This window comes from Bacillus cereus group sp. BfR-BA-01382 (assembly GCF_022663475.1).
GTDB lineage: Bacteria > Bacillota > Bacilli > Bacillales > Bacillaceae_G > Bacillus_A > Bacillus_A thuringiensis_S.
The window spans coordinates 48071-61882 of the sequence record NZ_JAKUFQ010000013.1; the positions used below are offsets into that span (position 1 = coordinate 48071).

Below are 13812 nucleotides of genomic sequence, written 5' to 3' on the forward strand. Positions count from 1 at the left end.
TTATTCTGTATATCCACGTTTATTCATAAATTAATAACAACTGAGGGGATGGAGTTGAGGTCGATGAAAAAAGTGTTATTTTTAGGAGACCCAGGCATTGATGACTCTTTAGCAATTATGTATGGATTGTTGCATCCTGATATTGATATTGTTGGGGTAGTAACGGGATATGGAAATGTAACACAAGAAAAGGCGACAAGTAATGCCGCATATTTATTGCAAATGGCAGGACGGGAAGATATACCTGTTATTAATGGTGCGAAAATTCCTTTATCCGGAGATGTTACAACGTATTATCCAGAAATTCATGGGGCAGACGGTTTAGGGCCAATTAAACCTCCAAAAACTTTTTTGCCAAATATAAAGCCTTTTTGTGCATTTTTTGATCTTCTTGAAAAATATAAAGGGGAATTAATAATAGTCGATGCTGGTAGATCAACAACACTAGCGACGGCATTTATTTTAGAAAAGCCGATGATGAAGTATGTGAAAGAATATTATATAATGGGCGGTGCTTTCTTAATGCCTGGCAATGTAACACCAGTCGCAGAGGCGAATTTTCATGGTGATCCGATTGCGTCGCAATTAGTTATGCAAAATGCTAAAAATGTGACATTAGTACCACTTAACGTTACATCTGAAGCAATTATTACGCCGGAAATGGTAAAATATATTACGAAACACTCTAAAACGAGTTTTAATAAGTTAATCGAGCCGATATTTACGTATTATTATAAAGCTTATAGAAAGTTAAATCCGAAAATAAAAGGAAGCCCAGTACATGACGTCGTTACAATGATGGTTGCGGCAAATCCATCCCTTTTAGACTATGTATATCGTCGTGTCGATGTAGATACAGTTGGAATTGCAAAAGGAGAGAGTATTGCTGATTTTCGGCCTCAACCTGATGCAAAAGCATTAAAAAATTGGGTGCGAATTGGTTGGTCGTTACATTATAAAAAGTTTCTTGAGGATTTTGTGAAATTTATGACGTAGACATAATGGGAGCATACAAGTTAAAATAATGGAGATGGTTATTTAAATGACCATCTCCATTAATTTGTTTTTTAATGATAAATAGAGAAGAGTTACACAATAGGAGAGGAATTTTACTTGAAAAAAACTATAGTATGCGCAGTAATTGTGGGTATTTTCGTTTTGCTAATATCGGGTAACTTTTTAGTGAAAAAAGTATGGAGTTCAAATAATGATGATGCACAGTATATTGCATCTTTTATTGAAGAACATAAAGATGAAAAAAATAGTGCACTTCTAGTAAAGAGAAATGATAAAGTTGTTTATTCTGTAAATCCCAATGTTGTATTGCCAGTCGCTAGTACGATGAAATTAATTGTGGCGCTTGAATATACGAAACAAGTTACTGAAGGGAAAATTGATTCGTCTAGTTTAGTTTCGATTAATGATGTGAATCGTTATTATGTTCCGAATACAGATGGAGGTGCACAAGATAGATGGCAAAAGTATTTGGAGAAGACAGGCAAGATAACTGAAGGAGCGGTTTCTTTAGAAGAAGTGGCAAAAGGAATGGTTAAGTTTAGTTCGAATGCGAATGCTGAATACTTAATGGAATTGTTAGGATTAGATAACATTAATCGGAATTTACAAAGTTTATCACTTCCTGCACATCAACCACTATTTCCAATCGTTTCATCTTTATATATCCCGGGATATTTGCATAAAGAATTGCATGTTCCAAAATATAAAATAGAAAAAAAGTTAAAAGAAATGTCTCAAGAGCAATATCGTGAATATGCGATGAATATTCATGAACGCTTAAAGAAGAAGGGACCATTATTACAGAAGGAAATTCCGCTTTATTTAGAGGAACGTTACGACAAAATTTGGTCAGATAGATTACCAGCAGCTTCCGCAAATGATTATATGGTATTACTTCAAAAAGCAAACCATAAAGGCGGCTTGACAGAGGCTGAAGAAAAAGTATGGGCAAATATCGTTGAAACAGACATGAGTGCCAAGAAATACCGTAAAACATTTAGACATGCTGGGCAAAAGAATGGTTACACACCATGGACGGTGACAAAAGCAGTTTACGCTATGGATAAACGTGGAAACTGTACAGAAATTGTGTTTTTAGCGAATAATTTAAATGAAGACGATAGTGCAGAAATACGGAAACATTTAGCAAACTTACATTTCCAAGTGTTGCAAAGTGATAAGTATGATGCGACTTTTATTAAATAAACTCGGTGCAGAGAGCACCGAGTTTATTTTTATGTACAAGCACTTTTTTTCTATCTCTGGGTATGATGGGTAGTAATACTTAGGTGAGAGGGGAAAAGGTGATGAAACAGAGTAAGGAAGAGTTTATAAAGAGTGAAGGCGCTGATTTCCCTGGAAAAACATATGTGGATTGTGTATTACAACATGTATTTGATTTTCAACGAAATTACTTATTGAAAGATATGTTTCAAGTGCATAAAGCACATATTACGATGTTGACTGAAGAAAGTTTAATGAAAATAGAAGAAGCTAAAGTTATATTAAACGCACTTAGAAAAGTAGAGCGAATACCAAAAGATAAATTGGTATATACAGAGCAGCATGAAGACCTCTTTTTTTTAGTCGAACATTTAATTTCTCAAGAAGCGAAATGCGATTTTGTAAGTAATATGCATATTGGTAGGAGTAGAAATGATATGGGTGTAACGATGTATCGCATGAGTTTAAGGCGATATGTACTACGGTTAATGGAGCATCATTTGTTATTGCAAGAAAGTATATTACAACTTGCCGATAATCACAAGGAAACGATTATGCCAGCTTATACACATACACAACCAGCACAGCCAACAACATTTGGTCATTATACTTTAGCAATTTATGATACGATGCAAAGAGATTTAGAACGAATGAAAAAAACGTACCAACTTTTAAATCAGTCTCCAATGGGGGCGGCTGCACTCTCTACAACAAGTTTCCCGATTAAACGAGAACGAGTTGCTCATCTACTTGGATTTACAAATGTAATTGAGAACTCATATGATGCTGTTGCCGGGGCGGATTATTTATTGGAAGTTAGCTCGCTACTTATGGTAATGATGACGAACACGAGTAGATGGATTCATGACTTTTTGTTGTTAGCAACGAAAGAATATGACGGTATTACTGTTGCAAAGCCATATGTACAAATCAGTAGTATAATGCCGCAAAAACGAAATCCAGTTTCAATTGAACACGCTCGTGCAATTACGAGTGGTGCTTTAGGAGAAGCATTTACAGTATTTCAAATGATCCATAATACGCCATTTGGTGATATTGTCGATACGGAAGATGACTTGCAGCCGTATTTATATAAAGGAATTGAAAAGACCATTCGTGTTTTTTGTATGATGAATGCAGTTGTTCGAACGATGAAAGTAGAAGAAGAAACGTTGAAAAGTCGTTCCTATAAACATGCAATTACGATAACTGATTTCGCAGATGTTTTAACAAAAAATTATGACATTCCATTTCGGCATGCTCATCATGCAGCAAGTGCTATTGCAAATATGTCATTGGAGCAGAAAAAAGAACTACATGAATTACACTTCAAAGATGTAAATATGTATTTGCAAGAACATTTTAAAATAAATTTATTAGAAAAAGAGTGGAAAGAAATTATATCGCCAGAAGCTTTTATTCAAAAAAGAAATGTATACGGTGGACCGAGTAAAAAAGAAATGGAGCGCATGATTAAAAATCGAAAAGAGTCATTTCAAAATGAAGAAGAGGTATTTGAAAGGGAAAAACAAAGAATTTTACAAGCTGAAACGAATTTGAATTCATTAACTTTGAATATTGTTGAATCGTAAAAGAGGAATTTAGTGAATTAATCGCCAATACTTTATGAAACTATAAATAGAGAGAAGAGATTGTCGATGATTCAATTATATGTATATGAAGAGATTTTTCATTTTAAAGAAGATGTTACAACATTTCTAGAAAAGAATGAGCAGGAAAACAATCTCATATTAGGTGTATTACAAATGGTCCAAGAACCGATATTTATGGGGATAGCGAAACAAGGAGAAGAAATTGCCGTTGTATTTCTGCAAACAGAAGAGAAGAAACAAATCATTGTTGCAACTTCTGAAATTGCAGGAGTAGCTATTGAGGAACTTGCAAAAGAGTTAACGAAAGTATACCCGGATATTCCTGGATTGATCGGTAATAAGAAAATTGTACAGAAATTAGCGGAAGAGATTGCGGTATTAGAAAATAAGAAAACGAATGTTGCAATGGAGCAAGGTGTGTATGAGCTGAACAAAGTAAAGAAGAGGTGTAATGCGAACGGACTTTTCCGGGCAGTAAATAATGATGAATTACCATTAATAGAACAGTGGATATATCAATTTTGTGAAGATGTAAAGCTTCCTACTACGAAAGAAGAAGCAAAACAAACTGCGCATACATTAATAACTACAAATCGACTGTTTGGTTTGGAAGTGGATAGGAAACTCGTTTCTGTAGCTGCAAAAACGAGACCAACTAAAAATAATATAACAGTTAATTTTGTATATACGCCGAAAGAAGCAAGGAAAAAGGGATACGCATCTAATTGTGTAGCGGCACTTAGTCAATGTATGTTAGATGAAGGGTACAAGACGACTACGTTATATACTGATCTAGCGAATCCGACATCTAATAAAATTTATCAAGAAATCGGTTATGAGCAAATTGCGGAGTCTGTGCTTATATTTTTAGAGAAGTAGAACAAAAAGGTGTGCTAAAATAGCACGCCTTTTTATTATTCATCAATCCTAATAACCTCGCCTTGAGGGAAGTCCTCAGTTTCTAGTAAGTTACGAATAGCTTTCGCAACATATTCAGGTGATAATAGTTTTCCTTCTTCTTTTAATGCAATGAAGCGGTCCAAATTTATAAAATCTTCTTTATTTGTTTCACGAATTTGTGATTGCATATTTGTATCAACAACACCAGGTGCAAAAGCGACGATTTTTACTGGATATTCTTTTTCTACTTCTTCAGTTGCTACGCACTGTGTAAACATATTTACACCAGCTTTCGTTGTGCAATAAGCGCCCCAGCCAAAGTAAGGATTTTTTCCTGCACCAGATGAAATGTTAATAACGCGTTTATCTACTTTCCAGCCTTTCGTATGCTTCATAAACGTAGATGTAAGAATCATAGGTGCAAGTAAATTAATGTGAACGTTCGTAATGAATTGTTCGCTTTCAGCTTTTTCAATTGGCTTCATAGGTGCAACTGTACCCGCATTATTAATTAAATGAATAGAGGATACATTTTCTTTTCTAATAGATGAAATGATCTCTTTAAAGTTAGTTTCTAAGTTATGTACATCTTGAAGATCTAGGGAATGAAAAATGCAATTGCTGTTATATTGTTCTGCAAGTTTAGTAAGCTCTTTATTTTCTCTTCTAGAAATAGAGATGACAGTTGTATTTTTTTCTAATAATTGCGTGGCAATAGCTTCCCCTAAACCTTGTGAAGTTCCTGTTATAATAACATAGCGCATAGTTTTATAAACTCCTCTCATATGTGCGGAATTTTGTTGGACAACGTACATCCCATAGGTTGTCTACATTTTATAGTATAGAGCACTTTTTACTATAAATGAAATGAGATGATTGTGTGCCTTTTATAAATCGTTTTACGACAACAGTACCTGGTGCCGTCACGTTCACTGGGAATACACTGGGACTTAGTCCTACATCACCTGCACCAGGTAATATTTTTGGTACACTTGCTGTGTTTACGACAGTAAATACAGCATTGCAAGTACCAGGATTCCCAGCAGGGACAACAGATGAATGGGAATTGAATTCTTCAAGTGCAATTTTAAATCTTCCAGCGGGAAGCAGTGTGTTATATGCAGAATTAGTTTGGGCTGGTACGTTCCGGACTGATACGGAAGATGTGTTATCATTTTTAAATGATAACATTACATTTACAACGCCAGCAGGGACGTTTTCTGTTACGCCAGATCCTGTTACCGCGCAGCAAGGTTCAGTAGGAAACCAGTTTTATTATGCTCGCTCTGCCAATGTAACGAATCTTGTTAGTGCAGGTGGAGCAGGAACATATACAACGGGTGCTGTGCCAGCTGCAAGAACTTCAGCCGACCCAACAATCAGTCGTTCAGCTGGATGGACGCTTGAGGTTGTGTATCAAAATGCCAATTTACCACTTCGAAATTTGTCAGTATATGCAGGTCAAGAAATTATTGATGCTTCATCACCACCAGTTGATGCCACTATTTCAGGATTTGCTACTCCAGCTACAGGAGCTGTAACAGGACGAGTGCTCGTAACTGCTCAAGAAGGTGATTCTAACATTGTTGGAGATCAACTTCGCTTTGGACCGAATGCAAATGCTACAGTTGCATTATTCGGACCGAGAAATCCTGCGAATAATTTTTTTCAGTCACAAATTTGTAATGACAGTGGAAATTTAGATACGAGTGGCACGTTTGGAGATTTGAATCAGCCGTTAGGGATAGCTTTGGCCGTCCGAAGACAGGGGTGGGATATTACAAATGTAGATGCCTCCTCATCTTTAGTAAACAATCAAACATCAGCAACGGTTCGATTCGTTACTAATGGAGATGGATACGCTGCAGCTGGTTTTGGGGTTCAAATTGATGCAACGGGGCCAATTATTAATCCTGTTAAATCGGTCAATAGAACAGTTGCAGGAGTTGGAGATATTCTTACCTACACAATTACAGTTCCTAATACAGGTACAGGAAGTGCAGAAAATGTTATATTACAAGACAGTATTCCGAACGGAACGACGTTTGTTACAGGTAGTGTAACAGTAGGTGGAGTAACACAGCCGAATGCGAACCCTGCTAATGGAATTAATTTAGGCACAATCCCAAATAACACGCAAAGAATTGTTACATTTCAAGTACGAATAACATCGTTTCCGAACCCAAATCCTATTTTAAATCGTGCAATGGTGTCATATCAATTCCGTCCTTTCGTTAGTAGTCCTCCTATTACAAGTACGTCTTCTTCAAACACAGTACAAACGACAGTGAATCAAGCGACTATAAGTATGCAAAAATCTGTAGATTTACAGACGGCAACGCTTAATGATGTATTAACGTACACAGTTAATGTCACAAATAATGGGAACGTTACTGCAAACAATGTTATTTTTGTTGATAGTATACCTGCTGGAACAACATTTGTTCCAAATAGCGTTACAGTGAATGGAGTAGCACGCCCAGGAGCGAATCCAGCAAGTAGTATAAATCTTGGAAGTATTAATGCTTCGCAAACGACTATAGTGCGCTTTCAAGTTCGAGTAACATCTAATCCTCTTGTCAATCCAATTCCCAATCGTGCAAGTGCTACATTTACCTTTACTCCAGTGCCTGGTCAACAACCAGTTTCAGGGCAAGCGACAAGTAACACTGTAGTTACGACCGTTAACATAGCTGATATAAGAACGAGAAAAACAGTGGATAGAGCTTTTGCGACGGTAAATGATGTTCTTACGTACACTGTTACAATTGAAAATACAGGAAATGTACTTGCGACGAACGTTATTTTTCAAGATCCGACCCCAATTGGAACGACATTTATCGCAAATAGTGTGACTGTGGACGGGGTTTCACAACCTGGGGCAAATCCAGCAACTGGGTTTACAGTAGCTAATATATCTCCTGGCGGAAGTAGGACTGTTACATTTCGAGTACGAGTTACATCTACACCATCGGGAGGTACGATTGCGAATCGCGGAAATGTGTCTGCTAATTTCGTCGTTATTCCGAATCAGTCACCGATAACAATTAATAGACAAACGAATACAGTTGTGACACAAGTTAATACAGGCGGTTTAAATGTAATAAAAGAAGTGAATACAACGCAAGCGGCGGTAGGGGATACTTTAACATACACAATTGCCGTCCAAAATACAGGAAACGTTCCGTTAACAAATGTATTTTTCCAAGACCCTATTTCTTCTGCTGTTTCATTTGTTGCAAATTCTGTAACAATTAATGGAGTATCGCAAAGTGGATTGAATCCGAATACAGGATTTTCTCTTCCGAATATTCCTGCGGCTCAAACAGTTGTAGTCACATTTGACGTATTAATTGTACAGGATCCAGAAAATGAAGATATTTTAAATCAAGCAAATGTAACAGCAAGTTTTCAAGTGAATCCGAGTGAACCACCAGTAACCATCAATGTTCCGAGTAATGTTGTGAATACGACAGTACAAACAGGGAACTTTGAAGTTGTGAAATCAGTGAATACGGCTGTTGCAACTGTAGGGGATATTTTAGTATATACAATCGAAGTTATAAATGCAGGTAGTGTACCAGCTACAAATGTATTTTTCCAAGATTCAATTCCACAAGGGACATTATTTATTGAAAATAGTGTAGTTGTGAATGGTGTTTTACAAGAAGGGGCAGATCCAGAACTTGGATTCCAATTAAATGATTTGCCTACTGGCGCGAGTGTTATTGTTACGTTTGAAGTATTAATTGATGAAATTCCCCAAGGGAATAATGTCGTAAATAATGCGAATGTAACTGGAGATTTCCTTGTAAATCCAACAGAGCCACCGATTACTGTAACAGTACCAAGTAATACTGTTATGACGATTGTGAATTCTTCAGGGTTAAATGTAATGAAAAGTGTAAGTGCTACTGAAGCCGGTGTAGGAGATACGTTAACGTATACAGTTCGTATACAAAATAGTGGAACGGTGACAGCGACAAATGTATCATTCCTTGATCCGATTCCAGTTGGAACCACTTTTGTAGCGAATAGTGTAACAATAAACGGGACACCTCAACCAGGTTTAAACCCGACAATTGGATTTCCACTTGCTAATATTCCAGTAGGAGGTATGGTGACGGTCACTTTTCAAGTGGCAATCACGAGTGTACCACCAAATAGAGTTCTTCCGAATAATGCGAATGTAACTGCTGATTTCCAAGTAAGTCCTCTCCAGCCACCAATTACAATTGTAACGATTAGTAATATTGTTGTGACGCGAGTGAATGTAGGATCACTTAATGTAATGAAGAGTGTAAATACACCACAAGCCGGTGTAGGAGATACGTTAACGTATACGATTCTTATTCAAAATACAGGAACTGTTCCTGCAACAAATATTGTTTTTCAAGATCCAATTCCGTCTGGTACTGCGTTTGTAACAAATAGTGTGACGATAAATGGAGTTGTTCAGCAAGGTGCGGATCCTATGCTAGGTTTCCCGGTACCAAATATTCCGGTCGGGCAAACGGCTACGATTACGTTTCAAGTTACAGTGACGAGTGTTCCGAGCGGTGGAAATATAAGAAACCAATCGAACGTTACTGCAAGTTTTCTTATAAATCCAGCAAACCCTCCAATAACGACTGTTACAAATAGTAATTTTGTTGTGACGCAAGTAAACACAGCACAGTTAAATATACAAAAATCTTCATCTGTACAACAAGCAGCACTTGGAGAAACTTACACGTATTCTGTTGTCATTCGGAATAACGGTACAGTAACAGCAACGAATGTCTCTTTCCTTGATCCAATTGCTTTAGAAACAACATTTGTAGCAAACAGTGTAACGATAAATGGAACGCTACAACCTGGATTTGACCCAAATGTTGGTTTCCCGCTTCCTAATATTGCTGCTGGAACATCATTGACAGTAACGTTCCAAGTTACGGTAGTTGCACCGTCTACACGTGGAGCAGTATTAAATACAGCATCTGCTACAGCCACTTTCTTATTAAATCCTTTACAACCACCTGTAACAACCACGAATTCAAGTAATACAACGGTAGTTACAATACCGTTACCTCCTCCTGGTGAAGTAACAGCAACAAAAACAGTTGATGTTGCAACTGGGGCCGTTGGGGATGTATTAACGTATACTGTGCTCATTTCAAACGTAGGAATTATCCCTGTTACAGATGTGTTCTTCCAAGATGTCATACCAGAAGGAACGACGTTTGTTGACAATAGTGTAACGATAGGTGGAGTGCAGCAACTTGGTTTAAATCCAGAAATAGGATTTACAGTTACTCCATTATTAATCGCTGGTGGAAGTATTGAGGTCACATTCCAAGTGACGATTACAGAAATTCCAGATAATGAAGTCATATTAAATGATGCAGATGTTACATTTACTTCACAACCAAATCCGCAGGAACCACCGATTACGGAAACGATATTAACAAATTTAGTCGTTACGACAATTAATATAGCGTTTATTTTTCCATTGAAACTAGTAGATAAAGAAGTAGCGACGGTAGGAGAAATATTAACGTATGATGTATTGATTTTTAATTTCGGAACAGTGCCAGCGACGAATGTTCAATTTATCGATACTACTTCCGCGGGTGTAGCATTTGTACCAGGAAGTGTGAGCATAAACGGGGTACCAGCACCAGGATTAGATCCTTTCATTGGTTTTACAGTTCCAGATATACCTGTCGATGATTTTGTACTTGTCACATATCAGGAAGTGGTTACAAGCATACCAGAAGGTGGAACGATTGTTAATTTTGTAGACGTTACAGCTACATTTGCTGTAAGTGAAACAGAACCGCCTATTACGGAAACAACGACAAGTAATACGACATTAACAGAAATCAATGAGCCTGGTTTGAATGTTTTAAAATCAGTGAGTCAGCCGGTTGTTGCAGTAGGCGATACAATCACATATACAACAGTAGTTCAAAATACAGGAACAGTGCCAGCAACGAATGTTCAATATAGTGATGTATTACCTTCCTCTATAGCATTCGTGCCGAACAGTGTAACGATAGATGGTGTGTTACAACCTGGATTCAATCCGAATAACGGATTCCCGCTTCCAGATATAAATCCAGGTGAAAGTGTAGAAGTCACCTTCCAAGTAACCGTTGTTAGTGCGCCATCAAACGGAACAATTGCCAATACGGCAAATGTAACTGGAAGTTTTGTATTAGTACCAGGAGAACCACCAGTTATAGTAACAGAGCCGAGCAATACAACACTTACAACTGTAAATAGAGGGCAATTTAATGTTATTAAACAAGTAAATAGGGTTGCTACTCTCGTTGGAGATATATTAACGTATACGGTTCAAATAACGAATACAGGAACAGTAACAGCTAATGCTGTTCAGTTTGTTGATACCATTTCAGCAGGGGCGTCATTTGTACCAAATAGTGTAACGATAAATGGAGCCTCGCAACCAAACTTAAATCCAATTACTGGATTTGGAGTTGGAGATATACCGGTAGGTGAAACAGTCATAGTGACGTTTCAAGCGACAGTTACAAACATCCCGTCATCAGGAACAATTACGAACGTTGCAAATATAACAGGAAGCTTTACTTTAGTGCCAGGAGAACTACCAGTTGTAGTAACAGAGCCGAGTAATACGACGATAACTAGAGTGAATAGAGGACGATTCAGCGTTATAAAATCTATAAATAAAGAAGCGACACGATTAGGAGATACGTTAACGTATAGTGTGCAAGTTACAAATACGGGAACGGTAACAGCAACGAATGTTCAGTTTATCGATGTTCCATCACCTAGTTTAGAATTCGTTCCTGGAAGTGTACAAATAAATGGGGTTCCGCAAGTAGGTTTAGATCCATTTGTAGGCTTTGCATTGCCTGATCTTGCAGTAGGGGATAGTGTATTAATTACATTTGAAGTAAATGTAATCGCAGTTCCGCCTTCTAGTAGCATTATGAATACAGCAAGAGTAACGGGAGATTTCGAATTGATTCCAGGAGAACCTCCGTCTACAATTACAAATTCAAGTAATACGACGGTTACGCCGGTAAATAGAGGCAGCTTAGATATGCTAAAAGAAGTAGACCATTCAGTTGTTGGTGTAGGAGAAACGGTAACGTATACTGTTCGTATATTAAATACTGGTACTGCTGATGCAATGAATGTTCAATTTATCGATGTGCTATCTCAGGAAGCTGATTTCATTCCAAATAGTGTAACGATAAATGGGGTTCCGCAACCGGGGTTAAATCCGCAGATTGGATTTACGATACCTGATATACCAGTTGGTGAGACGGCACTTGTAACATATGAAGCTACGATTACAAGTTTTCCGGATGGTGGAACAGTAGTAAACGTTGCTGGAGCGTTAGCAGAATATATTTTAGTACCAGGAGAGCCGCCAGTTACAGTGATGGACACGAGCAATACAGTTATTGTAACGGTAAATACTGCAATCTTATTTGTTGCAAAAGGAGCAAACTTTGAAGTAGCAATGATAGGGGATGTTGTCACTTACGGAATCGCTGTTATAAATGATAGTACAGTTCCTGTGACCAATATTGTGTTAACAGATATCATTGATCCGAATACGCTATTTATAAATGGTACGGTAACGGTAAATGATGTACCTCTTCCATTTGCTAATCCGAATACTGGTATTCCGTTAGGTGATTTTCAGCCAAATGATGCAGCAATTATTAATTTCCAAGTTGTAATAACAGGAGGGCAAGTAAATAATTTAGTTACAAATACCGCTACAGCGAATGGGCTCGCAACTGTAAATCCGAATGAGCCGCCAGTAGTAGTTGAAGGTGATAGTAATACAGTTGTTATCCCGTTTATTCCTCAAAATGTCTCAACGACAGTCGTAAAAACGGCAGATTTACAGGCAGCAACAATTGGAGATGTCATTACGTTTACGACAGTCATCACAAATACGGGTGATACTGTAATGCAAAATATTCGTTTTCAAGATATGTTAGATAGTAGTGTTCGATTTGTTCCTGGAAGTGTAACGGTTGATAATAGGCCAGTGCCGAATGTAAGCCCGGCAGTAGGGTTTCTTATCGGAATTTTAAATCCTGGTGAAGCAAGGACAGTTTCGTTCCAAGTAGCAGTACAGAGCGCGCCAAATGGCTCAGGAAATTATATAAATCAAGCGAGTATTCGTTTTGAACATCAAGTAGGCACAGTATTGCCACCTGTTACACAAATAGTAGAAAGTAACATAGTTGTCATTCCATTTGTTCCAACGATTGAACAAATTTGTGAAACAAACTTTAATTGCTTAGATAAAATTCCATTTCAATGTTCTCCGTGTAATCATTTGCATGGACATAAAAAATAAAAACAGAAAGAGCATCCTGAAAAATAATTGGATGCTCTTTCTGTTTTAATCATATAGATTCATTTTCGGGTGAGGTGAAAAATTCGTCGGTTTTGTCGGAGAGTAGTAATGGAATGGCTCCTTTTATAACAGAAATGTCCCAGTCCCACCATGCGAGATTCTCTAGTTTGTCAATCGTTTCTTGTGGGAAACGATATCGAACAAATTTTGCAGGATTACCAGCTACAATTGCATACGGGGGTACGTTTTTTGTAACAACGCTTCTGGCGCCGATAATGGCCCCGTTACCAATTGTAACACCAGATAAAATGCAGGATTGATAACCGATCCATACATCATTGCCGACTACGATATCACCTTTTGAAGAAGGGTGACCAGTAATATGTGCTCCTTCATCAAAAAGTGCATTAAATGGATAAGTTGTTATCCAGTCTGCGCGATGTTCACCGCCGAGTATGAAAACGACTTCTTCTGCTAATGAACAAAACTTACCTATTTTTAATTTTGTTTCATCGTTCCAAGAAAAAATGGTTGGCCCTACTTTACTATAAGTATAATCACCAATATCATATTTATTATATTCAGGTTTTTGATTTAAATATAACATGCTTCTTCAGCCTCCTTTCTCAATTAAGCGATACGTATGGAATATTATATGCAAGATGTAGTAATGTGAACTGTATTAATAGGTGAAATGAAAAAAAG

7 protein-coding genes are annotated in these 13812 nt (G+C 37.4%); 5 read left to right on the plus strand and 2 right to left on the minus strand.

All coding sequences use genetic code 11. The features are described 5' to 3' along the window. Positions 1 to 63: 63 nt before the first annotated feature. The 4 genes from MR160_RS08345 (at position 64) to MR160_RS08360 (ending at position 4733) form a co-directional block, all read left to right on the plus strand. Positions 64 to 996, plus strand: coding sequence for a nucleoside hydrolase (locus MR160_RS08345; RefSeq protein WP_000756464.1), 933 nt, complete (start codon positions 64 to 66; stop codon positions 994 to 996). A gap of 117 nt (positions 997 to 1113) precedes the next feature. Continuing rightward, positions 1114 to 2223 carry a serine hydrolase gene (locus tag MR160_RS08350; protein WP_081143774.1) on the plus strand — a complete coding sequence of 370 codons (1110 nt, stop codon included), beginning with the start codon at positions 1114 to 1116 and terminating at the stop codon, positions 2221 to 2223. 101 nt (positions 2224 to 2324) lie between these two features. Continuing rightward, positions 2325 to 3833, plus strand: a complete 1509-nt coding sequence (argH, locus tag MR160_RS08355) for an argininosuccinate lyase (protein ID WP_014895313.1) — start codon at positions 2325 to 2327, stop codon at positions 3831 to 3833. 66 nt (positions 3834 to 3899) lie between these two features. Continuing rightward, positions 3900 to 4733 (plus strand): GNAT family N-acetyltransferase, encoded by an 834-nt coding sequence (locus MR160_RS08360; protein WP_000615511.1) that lies wholly within the window; start codon positions 3900 to 3902, stop codon positions 4731 to 4733. A gap of 35 nt (positions 4734 to 4768) precedes the next feature. Here the strand turns inward: MR160_RS08360 and MR160_RS08365 are convergent, their stop codons facing one another. Beyond that, a complete protein-coding gene (locus MR160_RS08365; RefSeq protein ID WP_001271058.1) occupies positions 4769 to 5518 on the minus strand; it encodes a (S)-benzoin forming benzil reductase in 750 nt (249 codons plus the stop codon). 116 nt (positions 5519 to 5634) lie between these two features. Here MR160_RS08365 and MR160_RS08370 point away from each other — a divergent pair, with 116 nt between their 5' ends. After that, on the plus strand, positions 5635 to 13107 hold the full coding sequence (locus MR160_RS08370) for a DUF7507 domain-containing protein (RefSeq protein ID WP_081143775.1): 7473 nt from the start codon (positions 5635 to 5637) through the stop codon (positions 13105 to 13107). Positions 13108 to 13156: 49 nt separating this feature from the next. Here the strand turns inward: MR160_RS08370 and MR160_RS08375 are convergent, their stop codons facing one another. Beyond that, a complete protein-coding gene (locus MR160_RS08375; protein ID WP_000966311.1) occupies positions 13157 to 13714 on the minus strand; it encodes a CatB-related O-acetyltransferase in 558 nt (185 codons plus the stop codon). Positions 13715 to 13812 lie beyond the last annotated feature (98 nt).